Raw genomic sequence first — 23,408 nt, forward strand, 5'->3', positions numbered from 1 at the left:
TGAACGATGGGTTACAAAGTCGCAGTCGTCGGCGCGACCGGCAATGTCGGTCGGGAAATGCTCAACATCCTGGATGAGCGCAAATTCCCCGCGGACGAGGTCGTGGCCCTGGCGTCGCGCCGCAGCGTCGGTGTCGAAGTCTCCTATGGCGACCGCACCCTGAAGGTCAAAGCGCTCGAGCACTACGACTTCTCCGACGTCGACATCTGCCTGATGTCGGCGGGTGGGTCGGTGTCGAAGGAATGGTCGCCGAAGATCGGCGCCGCCGGCGCTGTGGTGATCGACAATTCCTCGGCCTGGCGCATGGATCCGGACGTGCCGCTGATCGTGCCCGAGGTGAATGCGGCCGCGACCGAAGGCTTCAAGAAGAAGAACATCATCGCCAACCCGAACTGCTCGACCGCACAGCTCGTGGTGGCGCTCAAGCCGCTGCACGAGAAGGCGACGATCAAGCGCGTCGTGGTCTCGACCTATCAGTCGGTGTCGGGCGCCGGCAAGGACGCGATGGACGAATTGTTCTCGCAGACCAAGGCCGTCTACACCAACGACGAGCTGGTCGCGAAGAAATTCCCCAAGCGCATCGCCTTCAACGTCATCCCCCACATCGACGTCTTCATGGAGGACGGCTACACCAAGGAAGAGTGGAAGATGATGGCGGAGACCAAGAAGATCCTGGATCCCAAGATCAAGCTGTCCGCCACCTGCGTGCGCGTGCCCGTGTTCGTCGGCCATTCCGAGGCCGTCAACATCGAGTTCGAGAATCCGATCACCGCCGATGAAGCCCGCGAGATCCTGCGCAAGGCGCCGGGCTGCCTCGTCATCGACAAGCAGGAGCCCGGCGGCTACGCCACGCCCTATGAAGCGGCCGGCGAGGACGCGACTTACATCAGCCGCATCCGCGAGGACGCGACGGTGGAGAACGGCCTCGTGCTCTGGTGCGTGTCGGACAATCTGCGTAAAGGCGCCGCCCTCAATGCGATTCAGATCGCGGAAGTCTTGATCAACCGCAAGCTGATCACCGCCAAGCAGAAGGCGGCGTAAGGGGCTTACATAGGCCGGACTTCGACCACGTCAGGCACGAAGTGCTTGAGCAGGTTCTGGATGCCGTGCTGGAGCGTCGCCGTCGATGACGGGCAGCCGGAGCAGGCGCCCTTCATGTTGAGATAGACGATACCGTCCTTGAAGCCGCGGAAGGTGATGTCGCCGCCGTCATTGGCGACGGCCGGCCGCACCCGGGTCTCGATCAGGTCCTTGATCATGTCGACGGTCTCGGCGTCGGCTTCATCGAAGAACTCGTCCTCGTCGTCGAGATCGGCATCGCTGTGCGCTTCGCCGTCGGCGAGCAGCGGCGCGCCGGACATGTAGTGCTCCATGATGGCCCCCAGAATCGCGGGCTTGAGCTGCTGCCACTCACCGCTCGCCTTCGTCACGGTGATGAAGTCCGATCCGTAGAACACGCCGGTGACGCCGGGCACCTCGAACAGCTTTTCGGCGAGCGGCGAACGCGCCGCCGATTCGCGGCTCGAAAATTCCATCGGGCTGCCGTCGACCACGACGCGGCCGGGAATGAACTTCAGCGTGGCGGGATTGGGGGTTGCTTCGGTTTGAATGAACATGGTTTTCTCCAGACGTCGCCGGTTCAAGGCCGGCGCGTGCTCTATCCCCTAACAGATGGCGACGGCGAACGCACGGTCAAGGGGAAGGCTGGACGTTTCGGTGCAATTTCAGTGGGTTAAGGTACGCAATCTTCTCTCGTCGTCATGGCCGGGCTTGTCCCGGCCATCCACGCTTTGCTTCGTCGTGCCAAGAACGTGGATGCCCGGGACAAGCCCGGGCATGACGAGTAACCCACCGGCAGAGCCGTCTACGACAGCGAATCCACGCTTTCGTCGCTCAGCGCGCCCGAGATAATCGTCACCGGCACCGGGAAGGTGCCGAGCGCATTTGCGAGCAGCGAGACCAGGGGTCCGGGCCCCTCCGCGCCAGGATTGGCGGCGAGCACCAGCATGGCGATATCGGGGTCCTCGTCGATCACTGCGAGCAGCTGTTCCATCGCGCTGCCCTCGCGGATCACCCGCTCCGGCGTGATCGCAGCGATGCCGTTGGCGCGCCCGGCGGCGCGGTCGAGTGCGGCCTCGGCGGCTTCCTGCGCTTCGGCGCGCATGATGTCGGCCACCCCCAACCATTCCTGGCTCTGCTGCTCCGGCTCGATGATGCGCAGCATCACCACGCCGCCGCCGGCGCGGATCGCCCAGCGGCTTGCGTAATAGACGGCGCGATCCCATTCGGCGCTGTCGTCGACGATGACGAGGCATTTGGGCTTGTGACCCGGCTCGTAGCAAAGTCGCTTGCTGGTCATGCATGTCCCGGATTGTGCACGGGGAGCATGCTGCCACACTCCCGCGATGTTTGGGAGGGGCGAAGCGGCCGGCGCCGTGGCGCCAGCCGGTATCGTGAAGCGCGCCCTAGCGCCGGCGGATGAAGCCAACGATGTCCTTGGAGAGCTTCATGGTCTCGTCGGCGATCGCGCGCGCCCGATCGGATCCCTCGTTCAGGATCGCGTCGATATGGCCGGGGTCGGCGACGAGGCGCTTCATCTCGCCGGCGATCGGCGCGAGCTTTGTCACGCACAGCTCTGCCAGCGCGTTCTTGAAGCTGGAGAACTGGCCGTTGCCGAATTCGCGCAGCACGTCCGCCTTGGAGCGGCCGGACAGCGCGGCGAAGATGCCGACGAGATTGTCGGCCTCGGGCCGCGCTTCCAGGCCTTTCTCTTCCGTCGGCAGCGGCTCCGGATCGGTCTTCGCCTTGCGGATCTTCTGCGCGATGGTGTCGGCATCGTCGGTGAGGTTGATGCGCGAATTGTCGGAGGCGTCCGACTTCGACATCTTCTTGGTGCCGTCGCGCAGGCTCATCACGCGCGTCGCCGGACCCGTAATCAAGGGTTCCGGCAGCGGGAAGAACAGCCCGTCATTGACGCCCTGCGCGCGGATCGAGTCGCCGAAGTCGTTGTTGAACTTCTGCGCGATGTCGCGCGAAAGCTCGAGATGCTGCTTCTGGTCCTCGCCCACGGGAACGTGGGTGGCGCGGTAGAGCAGAATGTCGGCGGCCATCAGCACGGGATAGTCGAATAGACCGACCGAGGCGTTCTCGCGGTCCTTGCCGGCCTTCTCCTTGAACTGGGTCATGCGGCCGAGCCAGCCCATGCGCGCAACGCAGTTGAAGATCCAGGCGAGCTCGGCATGGCCGGAGACCTGGCTCTGGTTGAACACGATGTGCTTCTTCGGGTCGATGCCGGCCGCGATGAACGCGGCGGTCACCTCCCGGGTGTTGCGCGCGAGCTCGACCGGCCCGCCCCAGACGTCCACCCCTTGCGTGATCGCGTGCATGTCGACGACGCAATAGATGCAATTGTGGGTTTCCTGCATCTTCACGAAGTTGACGATGGCGCCGAGGTAATTGCCGAGGTGGAGATTGCCCGTCGGCTGGACGCCCGAAAAGACCCGTTCAACGAATGGCATGGTCAGCCTTCCCATAGGTATTCGGCCGTCGTTTCCAACAGCGGCGCTGCCCCGTCAAGGGTCTTTCGCCGGGCTCGCGGTTTAGCCGGGCCGTTTCAACGCGTTAACCGCCTCACGCCAGGAGGCGGCGCCGACGGTTTGCAGCAGCAAGCCGTAGACGGCGATCCCGGCCACGATCTGTACACCCAGCGCAATGAAGTGGATGAGCCCATGGGCGCCGGCAGGCACCAGACCCGTTGTCAGCCAGAGCAGGGCGCCCATGGCGATCGCGGCCAGCACGATCCGCGGCAATCGCGTGCGGGCACTCGCATCGATCGAGAAGCCGAACGCGGCCGTGCCCTTCCGGATCAAGGAGAGCGCGCTGCTCCAGGCGCCGGCCGCGATACCAGCCGCGATACCGCTCGCGCCAAGGAGATGGCCGAGCAGAATCGCGAGCACGACCGTCACCACGAAGCCCTTGGCGGTCGCGAGCAGCGGCGTCACCGTGTCGCTGCGGGCATAGAACGCCGGCGACAGCGCCTTGATCAGCACATGAGCCGGCAGGCCCAGCGCCAGCCACATCAGCGAGCGCGCGGTGGCCGCGCTGTCCTCCGCACCGAACGCGCCATGCTCGAACAACAGCCGCACGATCGGTTCGGCCAGCACGATCAGGCCGAGGGTGGCCGGCAGCGCCAGCCCGGCGGCAAGCTCGAGCGCGCGGGATTCGGCATGCGCCACCGCGTCGCGATCGGAGCTAGCGACGGCGCGCGTCAGCTCCGGCACCAGCACGGTGCCCATGGCGACGCCGACGATGCCGAGCGGCAGCTCGATCAAGCGGTTGGCGAAATAGAGCCAGGACACGGCGGACGGCGTTGCGGACGCGATGATCGCACCCGCCACCATCAGCCATTGCGGCCCCGAGCTTGCGATCATGCCGGGGATCGCCTTGGCGAAGAAGCCGCGCATCTCCTTGTCGAAACTGGCGCGCAGCGGTGTCGCCAGGCGCGCGCTTCGCCGCGACAGCAGCATCAGCAATTGCAGCAGGCCGGCCAGGCCGACCGTCGCCGCCAGGATCCACGCGGCGAAGCCGGCGTCTGCATGCCAGACCAGCAGCATCACGATCGCCGCGATCAGCGCAATGTTGAACAGCAGTGGCGAGAACGCCGTCAGCGCGAAGCGCCCCTGCGCATTGAGAAGCCCCATCAGCACGGTGACGGGACCGGCGAAGGCGAGGTAAGGCAGCATCAGCCGCGCGTTCTGAACCGCGAGATCGAGCGTGCCACTGCCGAGGAATCCCGGCGCGATGACCGTCATGATCAGCGGCATCAACAACGCGATCAGGATCGAGCTCGCGATCAGGGCCGCGCTGACCGTGCCGAGCACGCGCCCGGCGAACGCCGCGGCTTCCGCCACCCCGTCGCGGTCCCGCACCCGCAGCCAGGCAGGGATCAGCGCCGCGTTCAGCGCGCCCTCGCTGAGCAGCCGCCGCACCACGTTGACGAGCTGGAACGCCGCCAGAAACGCATCCGCCACGGCGCCGGTGCCGAGCAGCGCCGCAATGAGGGAATCGCGGGCAAAACCCAGCAGGCGCGAGGCCAGCGTTCCCGTCGAGACGGTCAGGAAGGAGCGGATCATGCTCTCGAAAATACCGTTGCTTGCCCGCCAAGGCCCGGTCGTGATAGGCCGCGAGCTTGGATTTCAGGCCGACAGGAAGCGGATTTCCGGTTAGATCGCAATCCGGCAAACAGGATCAAGGTGAATGGCTGACGTGAAATATGACGTTCTCGGCATCGGCAACGCGCTGTTCGACGTGCTGGTTCGGACCGACGAGGCCTTTCTGGCCAAGCATGGCATGGCGAAGGGCAGCATGTCGCTGATCGACGAGGCGCGCGCGGCGGCCATCTACAAGGACATGGGTCCGGCCACGGAAGTCTCGGGCGGATCTGCGGCCAACACCATCGTCGGCATCGGCAGCCTGGGGGCGCGCGCCGCCTATGTCGGCAAGGTCAAGGACGACCAGATCGGCAAGCTCTACGTGCACGACATTCGCGCCGCCGGCGTCGCCTTCAACACGCCCGCTGCCAAGGACGGCCCCGCCACCGGCTGCTCCTACATCCTGGTCACCGGCGACGGCGAGCGCACCATGAACACCTATCTCGGCGCGGCGCAGGACCTGTCGCCCGCCGACATCGATCCGGCCGAGATTGCGGGCGCGGGCATCGTCTACCTCGAGGGCTATCTCTGGGACCCCAAGAACGCCAAGGAGGCCTTCGTCAAGGCGGCCAAGATCGCCCATGACGCCAAGCGCAAGGTGGCGCTGACGCTCTCGGATTCCTTCTGCGTCGATCGCTATCGCGACGAGTTTCTCTCGCTGATGCGGGGCGGCACCGTCGACATCGTGTTCGCCAACGAGTCCGAGCTGCACTCGCTCTACATGACCTCGGATTTCGACACCGCGCTGAAGCAGCTGCGCAACGACGTCAATCTCGGTGTGGTCACCCGCAGCGAGAAGGGCTGCATGGTGGTGTCGTCGGAAGACGCGGTCGCCGCGCCGGCCTTCCCGGTCGAGAAGGTGGTCGACACCACCGGTGCCGGCGATCTCTTCGCCGCCGGCTTCCTCTACGGCCTCGCGCGCAACTTCGGCTACAAGCAGTGCGGCGAGCTCGGCGCGCTCGCCGCCGCCGAAGTCATCCAGCACATCGGCGCCCGCCCGCTGGTGTCGCTGAAGGAGCTGGCCGAGCAGCGCGGGTTGACAGGTTAAGGTCCCGCTCTCACGCCGTCATTGCGATCCTCATTCTCCGGTGTCATCGCCCGCGAAGGCGGGCGATCCAGTATTCCGGAAGCATCAGCGGGTTACGAAAAAGCCGCGGCGTACTGGATTCCCCGCTTCCGCGGGGAATGACACCGTCAGTGTTGCGCGAGTGTTCGACAACTCACGCCGTCTTCGCCGCCTTCAATCCCAAACGCTGCTCGACTGCCTCGCGCATCAGGAATTTCTGGATCTTTCCGGTCACGGTCATCGGAAACTCGTCGACGAATTCGACGTAGCGCGGGATCTTGTTGTGGGCGATCTGGCCTTCACAGAAGGCGCGCACTTCCTCAGCCGTCAGTTGCTCGCCCGCTCTGACGCGAATCCAGGCGCAGAGTTCTTCGCCGTAGCGGGTGTCTGCGACGCCAAAGATTTGCACGTCCTGGATCTTGGGGTGACGATACAGAAACTCCTCGATTTCGCGCGGATAGAGGTTTTCGCCGCCGCGGATCACCATGTCCTTGATGCGGCCGACGATGTTGCAATAACCATCGTCGTCGATGGTGGCGAGATCGCCGGTGTGCATCCAGCCGTTCGCGTCGAGCACGTCGGCCGTCTTCTCCTTCTCTTCCCAATAACCCAGCATGATGCTGTAGCCGCGGGTGCACAGCTCGCCGCGTTCGCCGCGCTTCACGATCCTGCCCTCGAGATCGACGATCTTGACCTCGACATGCGGATGGATACGTCCGACCGTGGAGACGCGGCGCTCCAGCGGATCGTCCACCGCGCTCTGGAAGCTGACGGGGCTGGTCTCGGTCATGCCATAGGCGATGGTGACCTCCCGCATGTTCATCTCGGTGTTGACGCGCTTCATCACCTCGATCGGGCAGGGCGCGCCGGCCATGATGCCGGTGCGCAGCGATGTCAGGTCGAAGCCGGCAAATTCGGAGTGATCGAGTTCGGCGATGAACATCGTCGGCACGCCGTAGAGCGCCGTACATTTCTCCAGCTCGATCGTGCGCAGCGTCGCGAGCGGGTCAAAACCCTCGCCGGGATAGACCATCGCGGCGCCGAGCGTCACGGAGGCAAGGTTGCCCATCACCATGCCGAAGCAATGATAGAGCGGCACCGGAATGCAGATGCGATCCTTCTCGGTGAGGCGCATCGCGCGGCCGACGAAATAGCCGTTGTTGAGAATGTTGTGGTGGGTTAGCGTCACGCCCTTGGGTGATCCGGTCGTGCCGCTGGTGAACTGGATATTGACGGGATCGTCGAACTGCAACTCCTGGCCGAGCGCGGCCAATTGCTGACGGTGCCGGTCGCCGCCCATGCGCGCGACCTCGTCGAAGGCAATCGTGCCCGGGGCGGCCGGGCCGCCGATCTGGATGACATTGCGGAGGGCCGGCAGCCGTGCCGCTTGCAGCTGTCCGGGCCTGGCGGATGACAGCTCCGGCAATAGCGTGTTGAGCATCTCCATGTAGTTGCTGGTCTTGAACGCCGTCGCGGTGACGATCGCCGCGCAGCCGACCTTGCGAAGGGCAAATTCCAGCTCGCTCAGGCGATAGGCAGGATTGATCGTCACTAGGATCAGGCCGGCCTTGGCGGCGGCGAACTGGGTCAGCGTCCATTCCGGCCGGTTCAGCGACCAGATGCCGATCCGTTGGCCCCGCTCGAGCCCGAGCGCAAGAAAGCCGGCGGCAAGCGCATCAACCCGTTCCGCGAATTCCGACCAGGCCCATCGCACGCCGTGGCTGGGCGAGACCAGCGCTTCGCGATTGCCCCAGCGCTGCGCGGCCTGGTCGAGACTCCGGCCGATCGTGTCGCCGAGCAGCGGCGCGTCCGAGATGCCGCAAACGTAGCTGTCCGCTTTGTCCGCCAAGTCGAAATCCTTTCGTCAGTGATGATCGGCACACTCTACCCGTCGTCATGCCCGGGCTTGTCCCGGGCATCCACGTTCTTTGTGCCGCGTGGCAAGACGTGGATGGCCGGGACAAGCCCGGCCATGAGGTCAGGTGAGAGGTTGACGAGTCACGCCGCCTTCTGCCCGCTTCCGGCAGCATCGAGCCCGGCATAAACGCCGCGCTCAAAGCCTGCGAACGCCTCCAGGCATTTCGCGTCCGCGAACGGCAGCAGCTGCATCAGGATGACGCCGGTGACGTCTCGCGCCGGGTCGATCCAGTAATAGGTGTTGGCGAGGCCCGCCCAGGCGAGGCTGCCGGCGCTGCGGCCCTCGGCGGTCTTGGCGGTGTTGATCATGAAGCTGAGGCCCCACTTCTTCACCTGCTCCGGATAGAGATCGACGTCGTTGGTGTACATCGGCGCCGCCGTCGTCATCTTGGTCATGTTGAGATCGCCCATCTGGTTCTGGCTCATCATGGCGATCGTGTCGGCCTTCAGCACCTGATTGTCGTTGCCGCGGCCCTTGTTGAGGATCATCTGGGTGAACTTGATGTAGTCGGCCGCCGTCGAATAGAGCCCGCCGCCGCCCATGTGAAATTCAGGCTCCTGCTCCAGCTCGAACGGGATCGCTGCCAGCTGGCCGTCCTCGCCGCGCGCATGCATGCCGACCAGGCGCTTGCGCATGTCGTCGCTGATCTTGAAAGCGGTGTCGCGCATGCCGAGCGGCGCGAACAGATTGTCGCGCAGGTACGCGTCGAGCCGCTTGCCGCTGGCGGCCTCCACGGCCTTGCCGACGAAATCGATGTTGGTGCCGTACTCCCAGCGCGTGCCGGGGTCGGACATGATCGGCGTCTTCAATGCCGCGTTCTGGCAGGTGGTGATGGCGGGAATGCCGTTCTTGTCCAGATAGACCGCGAGATCGCCGTTCCACATGTTGTAGCAGAAGCCGGCGGTGTGGGTCATGAGCTGGCGCAGCGTGATCGGTCCTTTGGCCGGCCGCAGCTTCGCCTCGCCCTTGGCGTCAAAGCCTTCGAGCACCTGCGGATTGGCGAGCTCCGGCAAGACATCGCCGATCGGCGCATCCAGCGACAGCCTGCCCTGCTCGACCAGCTGCATGGCGCCCGCTGTGGTCACCGCCTTCGTCATCGATGCGATCCAGAACACGCTGTCGGCGGTCATCGGATCGGGCTTGGACAGATCGCGCTTGCCGAACGCACCCTGATACAGCACGTCTTGACCGCTGGCCGCGATGGCGACGACGCCCGGAATCTCCTTGGTCTCGCTCTTCTGACGCAGAATCTCATCGATCTGGGCTTGGCTTTGCATGGCGTTTCCTCGGGTTTGATTATTGTTGGAAGTGATCGATTGTCTTCCCGGATCTCCGGCGCGGCAAGCGCCATCTATGTACCTGCACCGGTCGCGATGTCGTGACTTGACGGTCTTGATCCAACGCAGGACGACAACGAGGCTGAGCGCGCACGCTCTTTTACAATCTGCGGTGGATCGGCGTGTCTCGCCTCACCTTGGATGGGTTTCTCGCGATATGCTTCGTGGTTTTCGAACCCCTGAAACATTTCGTGAGCTGCCGCGTTCAGCACCCGGCCCGATCGACGAGCCGTTAAGACTTGATGCAAATGTGCCGGCCGTGGATGGGCGGCGAGGGGGACCTCAGATGATTTCGACCTGGAGCGAATGGAAACGCTATCCCCGTGCCGGACGAGGCGAGAATCTGGAGGCGCCGATTTCGCCCGGCATTTACGAGGTCCGCATCGCCGGCACCGGCGCGCTCTATTCCTTCGGCGCCGTCGACAATCTGGCGCAGGCGCTGGCGCTGCTGCCGGTTGGCTCGAAGTCGTGGTTCGGCCGTCGCGACACCTCCCACGTTCCCGATCTGGAATACCGGACCTGCGCGACCTCCACGAAGGCGGACGCCAAGGCCGCGGCCGAACGCATGATCGGACGCCGCGAGACCTATATGAGCGGCGCGGCCTGATCCTTCCGCGGCGGTGGTGCTTCACCTCTCCCCGCCGGGGAGAGGTGAAGGACCAGCGGCCCTCAGCTTAACTCCCAGCAGATGTGCGTTGCCGGGCGGTGCATTGCGTACCGTCTGTCCCTATATTGCGGCCGATCCGATCGCCCAGGGAGAAACGCCATGACACCGACCGCCGCCGCACGCGCCTCGCAAGCCACCGCCACTCTGCGCGACCGGTTGAAGGACCCATCGCTGCTGAAGGAGGCCTGCTACATCGACGGCGCCTGGGTCGGCACGCCGGTCTTCCCTGTCAACAATCCCGCCACCGGCGTCGAGCTCGCCAAGGTGCCGCAGCTTGGTGCCGACGACACCACCCGGGCGGTTGAAGCCGCCGAGCGCGCCTTTCCGGCCTGGGCAAAGCACACCGCCAAGCAGCGCTCCAACATCCTGCGGAAATGGTTCGAGCTGATCACGGCCAATCGCGAGGACCTCGCGCTGATCCTCACCTCCGAGCAGGGCAAGCCGCTCACCGAGGCGCTCGGCGAGGTCGATATCGGCGCGGCCTATATCGAGTTCTTCGCCGAGGAAGCGAGGCGCGTCTATGGCGAGACCATCCCGACCCAGCGCGCCGATGCGCGCCTGCTCGCCATCAAGCAGCCGATCGGCGTCTGCGGTGCGATCACGCCGTGGAATTTCCCGAACTCGATGATCACGCGCAAAGTGTCGCCGGCGCTGGCGGCCGGCTGCACGGTGGTGCTCAAGCCCGCCAACGAGACGCCGCTGTCGGCGCTGGCGCTGGCCGTGCTCGCCGAGCGGGCCGGCGTCCCCAAGGGCGTGCTCAACATCATCACGGGCGATGCGCCGCCGATCGGCAAGGTGCTGTGCGAGCATCCGGCCGTGCGTTTCGTCGGCTTCACCGGCTCGACCGCCGTCGGCAAGATCCTCTACCAGCAGGCCTCGGTCGGCGTGAAGCGGCTCGGCCTCGAGCTCGGCGGTAACGCGCCGTTCGTGGTGTTCGACGACGCCGACATCGACGCCGCGGTCGAAGGCGCCATCGTCTCGAAATACCGCAACATGGGCCAGACCTGCGTCTGCGCCAACCGCATCTACGCCCAGGACAAGATCTACGACGAGTTCGTGCAGAAGCTGTCGAAGAAGGTCGCCGCGATGAAGATCGGCGACGGCACCGAAGGCGGCGTCACGCAAGGCCCGCTGATCAACATGAAGGCGGTCGACAAGGTCGAGCGCCACATTGCCGATGCCGTCAAGCGCGGCGCCAAGGTCGTCACCGGCGGCAAGCGCAGCGAGCTCGGCCGCTCCTTCTTCGAGCCGACGGTGCTGGCCGACGTCAAGCCTGACTCGCTGGTGTCGCAGGAGGAGACCTTCGGCCCCCTCGCACCCGTGATCCGCTTCAAGGACGAGGCGGACGTCATCGCGATGTGCAACGCCTCGCCCTTCGGCCTCGCCTCGTACTTCTACTCCCGCGATATCGGCCGGGTCTGGCGTGTCGCCGAGGCGCTGGAATCGGGCATGGTCGGCGTCAACACCGGCCTCATCACCACCGAGGTCGCGCCCTTCGGCGGCGTCAAGGAAAGCGGCCTGGGCCGCGAAGGCTCGCGTCACGGCATGGAAGAATATGTCGAGATCAAATACGTGATGATGGCGGGGGTGTGAGAGCCGCCGTCCTCTTCGCGAACGCGAGCCAGGCAGAAATGGTGGAGAGGGGCTCCCGGCCTCTCCACGTCATTGCGAGCGGAGCGAAGCAATCCAGAATCCCTCCGCGGCAAGACTCTGGATTGCTTCGCTGCGCTCGCAATGACGAAGCGAGACGCGACAGTCGGGCCTAAATCTTCAGCTCATTCCCCGTCACGCGCCGATACGCTTCCAGGTACCGCTTGCTGGTCGCGTCCACCACGCTGGCCGGCAGCGGCGGCGGCGGGGCGTCGCCGTTCCAGCGGCCGGCGCGGCGTTCGACGTCGAGATAGTCGCGCAAGGGCTGCTTGTCGAAGCTCGCCTGCGGCTGACCCGGCTTGTAGGCATCTAACGCCCAGAAGCGCGACGAGTCCGGCGTCATGACTTCGTCGATCAAGATGATGCGGCCGTCCTTGTCGCGGCCGAACTCGAACTTGGTATCGGCGATGATGATGCCCTGCTCGCGGGCGAGCTCCTCGCCGAGCGTGTAGATCGCGCGCGTCATGCTCTCCAGCGTGTAAGCGACCTCGTCGCCGACCACGGCGCGCATCTTCGCGATGGTGATGTTCTCGTCATGGCCGCTCTCGGCCTTGGTCGCCGGGCTGAAGATCGCCGGCTCCAGCTTCTCGCTCTCGACGAGGCCAGCCTTCAGCGTCTCGCCCGCGAGCGTTCCGCTGGCAGCATATTCCTTCCAGGCGGAGCCTGAGAGATAGCCGCGGATCACGCATTCGATCGGAAACACGGTGGTGCGCTTGCACAGCATGGCGCGGCCAAGGATCTCCGCGCGATGCGGTTTCAACGCCGGTACGGCCGCGACGATCGCGTCGGTGTCGGCGCTGATCATGTGATGCGGCACCACGCCTTCGAGCTCATTGAACCACCACGCGCTGATCTGCGTCAGCACCGCGCCCTTCATCGGGATGGTCTCGCCCATCACCACGTCGAAGGCGCTGATGCGGTCGGTGGTGACGAGCAGCAGGCGGTCGTCGTCGACAGCGTAGATATCGCGCACCTTGCCGCGTCCGATCTTGGCAAGCGGCAGGTCGCTGGAGAGCATGGTGGTCATCGGCAAAGCCTTCGCACAGGGAATCCAGCCGCATTCGTTGTGCGGCCGGACACCGGATTAGCCTATTCCGGCAGCGGAATGAACTCGTGTTCCTGCGGAACTGCGGCGAAGCGGCCGGTTTTCCAGTCCTGCTTGGCCTGCTCGATCCGCTCCTTGCTGGAGGAGACGAAATTCCACCAGATGTGGCGCGGGCCCTCCAGCGCATCGCCGCCGAGAAACATCATTCGCGTGGCCTTCAGGGCTTTCACGGTGATGCGGTCGCCGGGCCGGAAGATCAGCAGGCGCGGCCCTTCGTAGCGCTCGTTCGCGATCTCGACCTCGCCGTCGACGACATAGATCGCGCGCTCCTCATGGTCCGGATCCAGCGGCACGCTCGCGCCTGCCACCGCCGTGACCTCGGTGTAGAACCAGGGCGAGACCATCGACACCGGCGAGGTGATGCCGAGGGCGGAGCCCGCGATCACCCGCGCGGTGAAGTCGCGCTCGGAAATCATCGGCAAATCGCCTGCCGCATAATGCTGGAACGACGGCGCGATCTCTTCGGAGCCCGCCGGCAGCGCGATCCAGCTTTGCAGGCCGAGCATCTTCTGTCCCGAGGCGCGCTGCGCGTCCGGCGTGCGCTCGGAATGCGCGATGCCGCGCCCGGCCGTCATCAGGTTCATCGCGCCCGGCGCGATCTCCTGGACGTTGCCCTCGCTGTCGCGATGCATGATTGCGCCGTCGAACAGATAAGTGACGGTGGCGAGCCCGATATGTGGATGCGGCCGCACGTCCATGCCCTTGCCGGAGACGAACTGCACCGGTCCGAAATGGTCGAAGAAGATGAACGGCCCGACCATCTGCCGCTTGCCGTGCGGCAACGCCCGCCGCACCGCGAACCCGTCACCGAGATCGCGTGTGCGCGGCACGATGACGAGATCGAGCGCATCGCAGGACATGGGATCGCCGAGCACGGGATCGTTCGAGGGCTGCCAGCTCATGAGTGGACTCCTTTTGGCTTTGTTGGACGCGACGGTAGCAGACTTTCACATCAGCGTCGCGACAAAGCGAGCGCCCGACGTCGCAGCTGCGATAGCCTACATACTCCGCTGTCATGCCCCGGCTTGACCGGGGCATCCAGTACGCCGCAGCCCATCGATTCAACCGCTGCCGTCTCGGAGTACTGGATCGCCCGGTCAAGCCGGGCGATGACAGCTGTGGATGCCGCCGCTAGCCCTTGCATGCGGATGGACCTTGAAAAAGCGAGCCTGACGAACGATGTTCGGCTGCCTTCAACTGCGACCGTTCGACCCAGCCGATGACCCTTACCGCAACCGAGCTCGCCTTCCGCGCTGCCAGCGTCGCGCTGCTGCTTGTGCTCGCGGCCTCGCTTGTCTCCGGCCTCCGTCATGTGCTGGCAGCCCGCCTCGGCGCCGTCTTCGCGTTAGGCTCGGCGGCGCATGCCGCGAGCTATTCCATCGGCGTGTCGTCGCCCGTTCCGATCTGGCACGCGCCGCTGATTGCACTGTCGACCGGCAACATCGTCGTGTTCTGGCTGTTCACGCGCGCGCTGTTCGACGACGACTTTGGGCTACGCTGGTGGCATGGTTTGATCTGGGCCGCGGTGACCGCCTTCAGCTTGGTCGGGTGTCTCTGGATCGCGCCGGGCGGCAACGCGCGGTTCTCCGTGACGGCAGTGAACCTGATCGTGCTCGGCTTCATCGCGCTCGCGGTGGCGCAGACGATCGGATCGTGGTCCGCCGATCTGGTCGAGCGCCGCCGCCGCCTGCGCGTCGTCATCGTCTGCGCCGCCGCACTCTATGGCGGGTCGAATGCGCTGCTCCAGATCCTCGTTGCCTTCAGCGTGGGCGATGTCGCCGACACGATCAATACCGGCGTGCTCGCCTGCATCGTTGCCGCGATCGCCTACGCCATGTTGCGCGTCGATGGCGCCGATCTGTTTCCGATTGGGCCAGAGCCCGCACCGGCGATCGCGCCGATCCAGCCTTTGGCCGAGGACTCCGACAAGAAACTCATCGATGCCCTGATGCGCCTGATGGCGGACGAGCGGATCTATCGCCAGGAGAACATCACCATCGGTGTGCTGGCGGGCCGGCTGAAGATTCCCGAATACAGGCTGCGCCGGCTGATCAACCAGCGGCTCGGCTATCGCAATTTCAATGTATTCCTGAACAACCACCGCATCGAGGAAGCCAAGGCCGCGCTCGCCGATCCCTCCCAGGCCGAGGTCCCCGTCATCACCATCGCCATGGACGCCGGCTTCCAGTCGCTGGGACCATTCAACCGCGCCTTCAAGGCGGTGACAGGCGTGACGCCGACCGAGTACCGGCGGTTGAAGACGAGTGCGGCGTGATCCTTCTTTACCTCTCCCCGCTTGCGGGGAGAGGTCGGATCGCTCTTGCGATCCGGGTGAGGGGGAACAGGTCTCACGACGAACTCGTCTGGGGAGAGAGCCCCTCACCCCAACCCTCTCAGCGCGAGCGAAGCTCGTCGCGGCCCCGTAAGAACGGGGAGAGAGAGCAGACCCATCGCTGTCTCACTTTCGTATCACTCTGAAATAGCTCGCTTATTCCAAAATCGGCCAGCCCGCCCCGATTTCAACTAACCCCTTTTCCAAATCCGGCGAGCATCCCCCATCCGCATCCCGCTTCCTCCCCGGCATACGCCCCAGCCGGAGAACGCCCGTGACCCGCCGCCGCAAGATCCTCCTCATTGCCTCCGCGATCGCCGCAGCCGGCCTCGCGCTCGGCGCGGCCCGGGCTCGCGACGTGCCGAAGGTCGCGACCGGCTTCGTCGCCGATATCCTGTGCGCCGAGACGTTCGTCTCCGGCCTCGATCCCAGGCGCAACTTCGCCGAGACCACGGATGCCATGCCAGGAGCGAGTCTGATCGACTGGGCGATGGAGTACAGGGTCGACCGCGTCCGCAAGGATGTCACGGTGACGCTGTTCGGCCTCGGCCGCAGCCATGCCATGTATCGCGAGGGCCTCGGCTGCACGCTCGAGCACGGCGCTGGCATTGCCTCCGTCGAGCCGCTGCCTGACGACAAGCGGCCCGCGTTGCTTCCCGCGATCGCCGGCCCCGCGATCGTGCCGCCGCAGAGCCCCGAGCTCGGCGCCGCGCTCGACCGGGCCTTCGCCGAGCCCGCTCAACCGCCTTACCGCCGCACCCGCGCCATCGTCGTGATGAAGGCCGGCCGCGTCGTCGCCGAACGCTACGCCGACGGCATCGGCCCCGAGACGCCGCTGCTCGGCTTCTCCATGACCAAGTCGGTGGTCTCGGCGCTGATCGGCGTGCTGGTGCGCCAGGGCAAGCTGAAGCTCGACGGCCCCGCACCGGTCGCCGCCTGGAAAGATCCCGACGATCCGCGCCATGCCATCAATGTCGATCAGCTGCTGCGCCACACCGCGGGCCTTGCGCTCGGCAGCTCGCTGCAGGCCTCGCTCGGCTCCGCCTTCGAGCCGGTCAACCGGATGAAATTCGCCGAGAAGGACATGGCCGCCTATGCCGAAAGCATGCCGCTCGCAACCGCGCCCGGCACCGCATGGAATTATCACGACGGCAACACCCTCATTCTCTCGCGTCTGATCCGTGATGCGACCGGCGGCACACCGCAAGACGCGCTGCGCTTTGCGCGCCGCGAATTGTTCGCCCCGCTCGGCATGCGGAATGTGGTGCTCCAGCTCGACGGCGCCGGCACGATCGAAGGGTCGAGCGAGATGCTCGCCTCCGCCCGCGACTGGGCGCGCTTCGGCCAGCTCTATCTCAATGACGGCGTCGCCGGCGGCAAGCGCATCCTGCCGGAAGGGTGGGTGAACTATTCGGCGACGGCCACGCCGAATGCCTGGGTCGGCATCGGCGCCGGTTTCTGGACCAACCGCGGCGACAGCTTTGGCGCAAATTTTCGCGTGGAGCACGGCTGGCCGCGCGATGCCTTCTTCGCCAAGGGCACGATCGGGCAGTACGCGATCGTGGTCCCGTCGGAGCAGCTGGTGATCGTGCGGCTCGGACGTTCCCCAAACGCACCGCCGCAAGCCGACGGCGTGTTCGAGTTGGTGCGGGATGTCGTGGCAGCAACGCGCGAGAAGGGGAAGCTGGCGGGAGAGGATTAAGACGCCTCTTACCCTCCCCTGGGGGGAGGGTCGATCGCGCGCAGCGCGAGCGGGGTGGGGTGACGGTCTCTCAGCGACGAACAGTGCCCGAGTGGAGAGATCACCCCACCCCGTCACGCAATCTCGCTTCGCTCGATCGCGTGCCGACCCTCCCCCTCCAGTGGAGGGTAAGAAGCGGCTGCGGCTCTAGCTCTTACCTCCCCAATTCCGTCGCCTGCGCCACGCGGTCGAACCGCTCCAGGGTCATGATCGCATCCGCGAACTTCTCCGCGCGCTCGTTCAGCACGGGACGGGCCAGCGTCAAAAACTTCTGCTGCATCGCCTGCGTATCCGGAAACGAGGTCGGCTCTCCGGACGGATCGGCGTAGAGCCGCTCGTGCACGCCGTCGTCCGTGGTGATGCTCACGCGCGCGCCGAACGGATGGGTGCGGCCGATCTCGAGCCGGTCGTCCTGCACCACGTCGAACTTGTCGGCGAGTGCGTCGATGGCGGCGTCGCCGAGACGGTTGTAATCGTCCCAGCCGAACGAGCCCTGGTCGAGCGCGAGTGCGCCGGTGAAGAACATCGAGAACTGGCCGCCGACGATCGAGCGCGGGTGCCGCTTGGTCGCGGCATCGCCGGTCAGCGTGATGCCGTTGCGGTGCAGGCCGATCTCGACGCGCTTGACCTGCTCCGGCGTCAGATTGTGCTCGCGCCGCATCGCGATCAGCGCGTCGATCGCGGCATGGGTGTAGCGGCAGCTCGGATAGGGCTTCACGCCGATCTTCATGGTCTCATAGGTCTTGCCGAGCTCGGCGACCGCCTTGTCCGGATGCGCATCGTCGGTGTAGCCGGCGAGCAGGCCGTGCTTGCCCTCGACCGATTCCGTCGCACCGACGAAATCGTTGCGCGCGAGCGTCGCGGCGATCACGCCGTTCATCGCGGCGGCGCCGACCTGGTAGCGCTTGTTCCAGGCGCCGTTGACCAGAAATTGCAGCGAGCCCGCGGCCTGGCTGCCGGAAACGCCGAATGCTGCAATCAGCTGCTTCTCGCTCAGGCCGAACAGTTTTCCGGCCGCCGCAGCCGCTCCATAAGTGCCGGCGGTCGCCGTCGGGTGGAAGCCGCGCGCGTAATGCGAGGTCGGATCGAGCGCATTGCCGAGCCGGCAGCACACCTCGTAACCGGCAACGATCGCCGTCAGCACGTCGCGCCCGGAGGCGCCGACCATCTCGCCGACGGCGAAGGCGGCCGGCACCACCGGTGCGCTCGGATGCAGCGAGGAATCGGCATGGGTGTCGTCGAAATCGAGGGAGTGGCCGAGCGCGCCGTTGAGCAGCGCCGCGACCGCCGGCGTCCAGGTCTTGGTATCGCCGAACACGGTGGACTCACCCTTGGTGTCGAGCGCCAGCGCCTCCAGCATCTTCAGCATCGACGGGGTCGATTCCGCCTCGCGCCGCGCCCTGATGGCGCTGCCGAGGAAGTCCAGCGTCAGTACCTTGGCGCGCTTCAGCACCTCCGCCGGAATATCCTGGTACTTGAGATTGAAGACATAGGCGGCGAGCGTTGCGGTTTCGTGAGCCATCGTGTTTCCTCGATTTGGCGCGCAAGTTAGGCGGGCTGATTTGGCCTTTCAAGCGGCCTTGCGTCGGCGGGGATCAGCCATGCTTTTGCTTAGGCGAAAAGGATCGGGATATTCCGCATGACGCGCGCAAGGCAGCTGTTCGACCGGATTCGAGCGCGGCGGACGCAATTGGGGCTGGCGATCCGGGTCACCGTCGCCGCGACCGCGGCCTATGCGATCGCGACCGCGCTGCATCTGCTGCTGCCGCTCTGGGCGGTGCTGACCTCGCTGATCGTGACCCAGATGAGCGTCGGCCGCTCGCTGAAGGCGACGCGCGACTACATGCTCGGCACCATCGGTGGAGCCCTCTATGGCGGCGCCATCGCCATCCTGATTCCCTATTCCAGCGAGGCGGGCCTGCTCGGCCTGCTGGTCCTCTCCGTCGCCCCGCTCGCCTTCATCGCCGCGATCAATCCGAGCCTCAGCGCCGCCACTGTCACCGCCGTGATCGTGCTCCTGGTTCCGACCCTGCATCATGCCGATCCCCTGACCTCGGCGATCGATCGGGTCAGCGAGGTCGGTGTCGGCGCTGTCACGGGATTGTTGGTCTCCTTCCTGGTGCTGCCCTCGCGCGCGGTGCGGCAGATCCGCGCCAGCGCGGCGGTTCTGCTCGAATTGATCGCCGATGCCCTCGCCGAGCTGCTGGCAGGCCTCACGCGCGGCCGCGACAACGACGCGCTGCACCGGATCCAGGACGGCATCGGCACCGCGATGGTCAATCTGAATGCGATCGGCTCCGAAGCCGAGCGTGAGCGCGCGGCGCGCTTGTCGAGCGGTCCGGACACCGGCCCATTGCTGCGAACGATCCTGCGGCTGCGCCATGACGTCGTGATGATCGGCCGCGCCACGGTGGTGCCGCTGCCGGTGGAAGTGCAATTGCGGCTGGCAGCGCCCCTGTCGGAAGTGTCGACCGTGATCGCCCGCTTCCTCCGCTCGGCCGCTGGCGCTTTGCGCGAGGGCGCCGGCGCGCCGCCGATCCATCCCGTCCATGTCGCGCTCCAGCACTACGCCGAGGCCGTCGCGTCCGTCCGTCAGGATGGCCTGATCCGCGGTCACCCCAGCGACACCGCCGAGCGCTTCTTCGCGCTCGGCTTCTCCCTGGAGCAGATGCACCAGAATCTCGGCGACCTCGACCGCGTCGTCGGCGAATGGTCGGAGGCCTCGACAGATAAAACCGCACGCGTTGCGGAGTGAGTTCGGGCGCGTCGTCGTCAACGTCGGCTTTCGACAGTAATGCGCGTGTGCGAAGCGCGGCGGTGATCGGCGGTCTGCGGCTCTGAGTCGCTCCACGCACGAGGTTCCATCGGGTCATGTTGCTGACGCATTTTCTGTCTTAATCGGCGAGAAGCTAAACACGACGTGAGACCACTCCGGTTCTCACAACGGTTCCGTAGCCAAGGGTTGGCTCGCATCCGCAAAACGATCGGCAAGTTCATGAGCGCTGCTGCGTTCGCTTGACCACGTGTGCGGTTCTGGAACCGGACAATCTAAAAAATCACAGGACTCATGATGCTCTTCCGCTCGAGCGCCGCAATTTGCGGCGCCCTGGTTACGCTTGCCTTCTCTGTTGCCGTTGCTCGAAGTGAAACGCGTGGGGATCACTCAAGTGCCGTCGTCGATGCCGCCTCCGGCGATGCGATCATTGGCGCGGCGTCCACCTACAATCCGTTCAAGCCTGGCAAGGAGGAGGGCGGTCCGCAGACGGCCTCCGGCGAGCGTTATGATCCCTCTGCCTGGACCGCCGCCATCAAGACGAGCTTGCGCCGGAAATTCGGTGGAGTCGGATTTGGCGCGAGGCCGAAATATGCTCTCGTCGAGGCCGTGGGCAAGAAGGTCATCGTCAAGATCAACGACGTCGGGCCATTAAGACCTGGCCGCATCATCGACTTCAATGAACGGACGATGCGCCATTTCGATCCGAGCATGGACCTCGGCGTCATTCCTGACGTGAAAGTCAGTCCGCTCGCGGGCGACAATTGGACTCCAGGGCCGGTGGGCTGAACACGGCGTGTTCGTTCAATGTCGGCCCGCACAGTTCATCGGACAGACTCCACGATCCGTCCCATCATGTTGCGGACCACGAGCTTGTGGAAGGGCATGATCAGCGCAAGATAGGTCCGGCCGAGCCGGTTGTGCGTGCGCACCAGCGTGGTCGAGGTCACCTGCCGGCTCGCGGCATCGCCTGAAACGTCGATGACGATGCGGAAGTCGAGGTGCGAATCGTCGAAGCCTGCGACCAGCTGCTCCGGCGTCTCGCTCAGCACCGGAAACAGGCCGATCATGCCGCGTGGGGCCGGCGCGCCTTCGCCCGATGTCTTCAGCCCGAACGGCCTCACCAGAATGTTGCGCAGCCGCAGCAACGCGTCGATCCAGCGCGGCCCGTTCAGCACCATTCTCGTGCAGGCCTTGCGGGCATTCACCGCTGCGGCGCCGATGTCCACGCAAAACGCGTCGATGAACTGCGCGCCGCCGAGCAGCGCATCGGCATCGACTTCAGGCGCGACTTCGCGGACCGTCCCGATCATCCCGCCATTTTGCGCGTCAGCATCCGGAAGCGCAAGATCAGGAGCCCGGCATAGACGAACGTGCCGATCGAGAATCCGATCCAGACGCCGACCGCGCCCAGCCCTGTGTGGAACGCCAGCAACCAGCCGATGGGAAAAGAGACACCCCAATAGCCGATCGCGGCGAACAGCAGCGTCATCTTGGTGTCGTTGATGCCGCGCAGCGCGCCGCCCATGATGGTCTGCAGGCCGTCGGCGATGAAGAAGCTGGCCCCGACCAGCAGCAGCGTTGCCGTCAGCTCGACGGTGGCCGCACTTTCGCTGCCGCCGCCGAAGAACAGCCGGCCGAGCTGATAGCGACCGATCACGATGGCGATCGTCAGCGCGGAGACCAGCGCGAGGCCGAGCACGGCTGCGACGAGCCCTGCGCGCTTCACCGCCGCCGGATCATTGCGGCCGAAGGCATGACCGACTCGTACCGTCGCCGCCATGCCGATGCCGAGCGGCACCATGAACAGCACGGCGGTGATCTGGAGCGCGATCTGGTGCGCGGCGATCGCGGTGGTCGAGATCAAGCCCATCAGCAGCGCGGCCGAGGAGAACAGGCCATATTCCAGCAGCAGCGAGAACGAGATCGGCGCGCCGATCGCGATCAGCTGGCGCATCAAGGGCCAGTAGATCCGCCAGAGGTGGGCGAGCGGACGATAGTCCGCGAACGGCTTGCGCAACCCGGCGATCGCGAGCGCGGCGAGGAAGGTGCCGAGATTGACCAGCGTGGTCGCAAGCCCCGCGCCGAACAGGCCGAGCTCGGGCAGGCCGAACAGGCCGTGGATCAGGGCATAGACCAGCGCGGCATTGACCGGGATCGCCGCCAGCGTGATCCACAGCGGCGCCTGCGGCCGGTTCACCGCGCTCATCATGCTGCGCAGCGCGATGAATCCGAGCGCCGGTGCGATCCCCCAGGCCAGGCCGTTCAGATAGTGCTGCGCCAGCGCGGCCGAGTGCGGTGTTTGACCGAGTGCGAGCAAGATCTGCTCGCCATAGAGCGGCGAGGCCATCATCGGCAGCGAGATCAGCAGCGCGGCCCATAGGCCGACGCGCAAGGAGCGGCGAATGCGCCTGACGTCGCCGGCGCCGAACGCCTGCGCCGCCAGCGGCGACACTGCGGACGTCAATCCGAGCCCGAACGTGAAGCTGACGAAATAGACCGTATGGGCCAGCGCCGCCGCGGCCACCGCCTCCTCGCCGAGCCGCCCGATCATCGCAAGATCGGTCGTGATCATCGCGATCTGCCCGAGTTGCGTCAGCATCAGCGGCACAGCGAGGCGCAGCGTCTCGATGAATTCTTCGGCAAGGTGGTTCCGCCGTGCGTCCAGGCGTGCCCGGTACCGCCGTTTGGTATCCAAAAGCTCGGTCATGCCGGGGACATAGCAGCCTCGATCGGCGAAGTAACGGCAAAGAAATGTGAGGGCGGGTGCCGCTGAAAAAAAGGCGGGCTCAGGCGAAGGAAAGGTCGGGTTGCGCCGTATTCGTCATGTGCGGCGAATCTGGGCCGGTCTCACATTGGAAATTGAGCATGATAACGAGATTTAGATTGACGTTCGCCGCGCTGTTCATCGGTTCTGCCATCCTGAGTGCCGGCGCCGCTGCAGCGGCCGACCTGAGGCTGCCCGCAGCGCCGCCCCCGCATGCGGCGTCGGCAGCCCTGCTGAGCTGGGCGGGGCCCTATTTCGGCGTTCTGGCCGGCTATCTGTCGGGCCGCTCCGAGATCTCGCTGCCGGCGACGGGTGAATTCCACTTTGTCGATCCGAAGGGCGCGATCGTCGGTGCAACGGCGGGCTTCTCGGCGCAATGGGGCCGGATCGTCGCCGGGCTCGAGGGCGACGTGAACTTCGTCGATGCGCGCGCGACGATCGATACCGGCTTTGCGCCGACCCCCGCCGTCACGCAGCTTCAATCCGCGGTCAATTGGAACAGCCACCTCCGTGGACGGATCGGCTATGCTTTCGACCGCACGCTGCTGTTCGCCGCCGGTGGCCTTGCCGTCGCGGGCGTCGAGAGCAAGGCGTTCGACAATGGGATCGGCGCCGTTGCGAGCTGGAGCGATACACGGATCGGCTGGTCGATCGGAGCGGGCGGGGAATTCCGCTTCGCACCGCAGGCCTCGGTCCGGCTCGAATATCTCTATGACAATTACGGCTCGAAGACGCTGGCCGCCCAGACGATCGGCGCGACGACGTTCGGCGCGCGCGAGTCCCGGCTCGACACGCACACAGTACGAGCCGGAGTCTATTGGCGCTTTTGATGCTCGGTTGGA

20 protein-coding genes are annotated in these 23,408 nt (G+C 65.5%); 9 read left to right on the forward strand and 11 right to left on the reverse strand.

Going from position 1 to position 23,408, the window contains the following annotated elements; translation table 11 throughout:
• Positions 1 to 6: 6 nt before the first annotated feature.
• The gene (locus ACVWYQ_RS24070; RefSeq protein WP_271541554.1) at positions 7 to 1,041 is read left to right on the forward strand and encodes an aspartate-semialdehyde dehydrogenase; all 1,035 of its coding nucleotides are present in this window, start codon (positions 7 to 9) and stop codon (positions 1,039 to 1,041) included.
• Between the two features lie 5 nt (positions 1,042 to 1,046).
• Here ACVWYQ_RS24070 and ACVWYQ_RS24075 read toward each other — a convergent pair whose 3' ends face one another.
• From ACVWYQ_RS24075 to murJ, 4 genes are all read right to left on the reverse strand, one after another.
• Positions 1,047 to 1,616: a NifU family protein gene (locus ACVWYQ_RS24075; RefSeq protein ID WP_271541556.1), complete on the reverse strand. Its 570-nt coding sequence runs from the start codon at positions 1,614 to 1,616 to the stop codon at positions 1,047 to 1,049.
• Positions 1,617 to 1,864: 248 nt separating this feature from the next.
• Positions 1,865 to 2,359: a universal stress protein gene (locus ACVWYQ_RS24080; RefSeq protein ID WP_271541558.1), complete on the reverse strand. Its 495-nt coding sequence runs from the start codon at positions 2,357 to 2,359 to the stop codon at positions 1,865 to 1,867.
• 106 nt (positions 2,360 to 2,465) lie between these two features.
• On the reverse strand, positions 2,466 to 3,518 hold the full coding sequence (trpS, locus tag ACVWYQ_RS24085) for a tryptophan--tRNA ligase (RefSeq protein ID WP_271541560.1): 1,053 nt from the start codon (positions 3,516 to 3,518) through the stop codon (positions 2,466 to 2,468).
• Positions 3,519 to 3,599: 81 nt separating this feature from the next.
• On the reverse strand, positions 3,600 to 5,132 hold the full coding sequence (gene murJ, locus ACVWYQ_RS24090; RefSeq protein ID WP_271541562.1) for a murein biosynthesis integral membrane protein MurJ: 1,533 nt from the start codon (positions 5,130 to 5,132) through the stop codon (positions 3,600 to 3,602).
• A 124-nt stretch (positions 5,133 to 5,256) separates the two neighbouring features.
• Between murJ and ACVWYQ_RS24095 the strand changes: the two genes are divergently transcribed.
• The gene (locus ACVWYQ_RS24095) at positions 5,257 to 6,258 is read left to right on the forward strand and encodes an adenosine kinase (protein WP_036002704.1); all 1,002 of its coding nucleotides are present in this window, start codon (positions 5,257 to 5,259) and stop codon (positions 6,256 to 6,258) included.
• Positions 6,259 to 6,430: 172 nt separating this feature from the next.
• On the opposite strand, the gene ACVWYQ_RS24100 is transcribed toward ACVWYQ_RS24095, so the two are convergent.
• Together ACVWYQ_RS24100 and ACVWYQ_RS24105 are read right to left on the reverse strand one after the other, a co-directional pair.
• Entirely contained in the window at positions 6,431 to 8,125 is a 1,695-nt protein-coding gene (locus tag ACVWYQ_RS24100) for an AMP-binding protein (RefSeq protein WP_404545107.1), read from the reverse strand.
• A 149-nt stretch (positions 8,126 to 8,274) separates the two neighbouring features.
• Positions 8,275 to 9,471, reverse strand: coding sequence for a serine hydrolase domain-containing protein (locus ACVWYQ_RS24105; protein WP_404545110.1), 1,197 nt, complete (start codon positions 9,469 to 9,471; stop codon positions 8,275 to 8,277).
• A gap of 346 nt (positions 9,472 to 9,817) precedes the next feature.
• Here ACVWYQ_RS24105 and ACVWYQ_RS24110 point away from each other — a divergent pair, with 346 nt between their 5' ends.
• On the forward strand, positions 9,818 to 10,138 hold the full coding sequence (locus tag ACVWYQ_RS24110) for a hypothetical protein (RefSeq protein WP_100236193.1): 321 nt from the start codon (positions 9,818 to 9,820) through the stop codon (positions 10,136 to 10,138).
• Between the two features lie 159 nt (positions 10,139 to 10,297).
• Entirely contained in the window at positions 10,298 to 11,791 is a 1,494-nt protein-coding gene (locus tag ACVWYQ_RS24115) for an NAD-dependent succinate-semialdehyde dehydrogenase (RefSeq protein ID WP_404545112.1), read from the forward strand.
• A gap of 169 nt (positions 11,792 to 11,960) precedes the next feature.
• Here the strand turns inward: ACVWYQ_RS24115 and ACVWYQ_RS24120 are convergent, their stop codons facing one another.
• Together ACVWYQ_RS24120 and ACVWYQ_RS24125 are read right to left on the reverse strand one after the other, a co-directional pair.
• Positions 11,961 to 12,875: a phosphoribosylaminoimidazolesuccinocarboxamide synthase gene (locus ACVWYQ_RS24120; RefSeq protein WP_404545114.1), complete on the reverse strand. Its 915-nt coding sequence runs from the start codon at positions 12,873 to 12,875 to the stop codon at positions 11,961 to 11,963.
• A 62-nt stretch (positions 12,876 to 12,937) separates the two neighbouring features.
• A complete protein-coding gene (locus ACVWYQ_RS24125) occupies positions 12,938 to 13,855 on the reverse strand; it encodes a pirin family protein (RefSeq protein WP_271541573.1) in 918 nt (305 codons plus the stop codon).
• A gap of 317 nt (positions 13,856 to 14,172) precedes the next feature.
• On the opposite strand from ACVWYQ_RS24125, the gene ACVWYQ_RS24130 reads away from it, so the two are divergent.
• Positions 14,173 to 15,228, forward strand: coding sequence for a helix-turn-helix domain-containing protein (locus ACVWYQ_RS24130; protein ID WP_271541574.1), 1,056 nt, complete (start codon positions 14,173 to 14,175; stop codon positions 15,226 to 15,228).
• A 331-nt stretch (positions 15,229 to 15,559) separates the two neighbouring features.
• A complete protein-coding gene (locus ACVWYQ_RS24135; protein ID WP_404545117.1) occupies positions 15,560 to 16,987 on the forward strand; it encodes a serine hydrolase domain-containing protein in 1,428 nt (475 codons plus the stop codon).
• 193 nt (positions 16,988 to 17,180) lie between these two features.
• On the opposite strand, the gene ACVWYQ_RS24140 is transcribed toward ACVWYQ_RS24135, so the two are convergent.
• The gene (locus ACVWYQ_RS24140) at positions 17,181 to 18,548 is read right to left on the reverse strand and encodes an MmgE/PrpD family protein (RefSeq protein WP_456726445.1); all 1,368 of its coding nucleotides are present in this window, start codon (positions 18,546 to 18,548) and stop codon (positions 17,181 to 17,183) included.
• A gap of 117 nt (positions 18,549 to 18,665) precedes the next feature.
• Here ACVWYQ_RS24140 and ACVWYQ_RS24145 point away from each other — a divergent pair, with 117 nt between their 5' ends.
• Together ACVWYQ_RS24145 and ACVWYQ_RS24150 are read left to right on the forward strand one after the other, a co-directional pair.
• Positions 18,666 to 19,781 (forward strand): FUSC family protein, encoded by a 1,116-nt coding sequence (locus ACVWYQ_RS24145; protein WP_225186497.1) that lies wholly within the window; start codon positions 18,666 to 18,668, stop codon positions 19,779 to 19,781.
• Between the two features lie 312 nt (positions 19,782 to 20,093).
• On the forward strand, positions 20,094 to 20,588 hold the full coding sequence (locus ACVWYQ_RS24150) for a septal ring lytic transglycosylase RlpA family protein (protein WP_338025329.1): 495 nt from the start codon (positions 20,094 to 20,096) through the stop codon (positions 20,586 to 20,588).
• A 35-nt stretch (positions 20,589 to 20,623) separates the two neighbouring features.
• Here ACVWYQ_RS24150 and ACVWYQ_RS24155 read toward each other — a convergent pair whose 3' ends face one another.
• A complete protein-coding gene (locus tag ACVWYQ_RS24155; protein ID WP_456726446.1) occupies positions 20,624 to 21,112 on the reverse strand; it encodes a DUF2867 domain-containing protein in 489 nt (162 codons plus the stop codon).
• Positions 21,109 to 22,509 (reverse strand): MATE family efflux transporter, encoded by a 1,401-nt coding sequence (locus ACVWYQ_RS24160; protein ID WP_456726447.1) that lies wholly within the window; start codon positions 22,507 to 22,509, stop codon positions 21,109 to 21,111. The genes ACVWYQ_RS24155 and ACVWYQ_RS24160 overlap by 4 nt, the downstream gene beginning before the upstream one ends.
• A 176-nt stretch (positions 22,510 to 22,685) precedes the next feature.
• Here ACVWYQ_RS24160 and ACVWYQ_RS24165 point away from each other — a divergent pair, with 176 nt between their 5' ends.
• Positions 22,686 to 23,396 carry an outer membrane protein gene (locus tag ACVWYQ_RS24165; protein WP_456726448.1) on the forward strand — a complete coding sequence of 237 codons (711 nt, stop codon included), beginning with the start codon at positions 22,686 to 22,688 and terminating at the stop codon, positions 23,394 to 23,396.
• The last annotated feature ends 12 nt before the right edge of the window (positions 23,397 to 23,408 follow it).

It is taken from the genome of Bradyrhizobium sp. USDA 3397 (genome assembly GCF_054060965.1).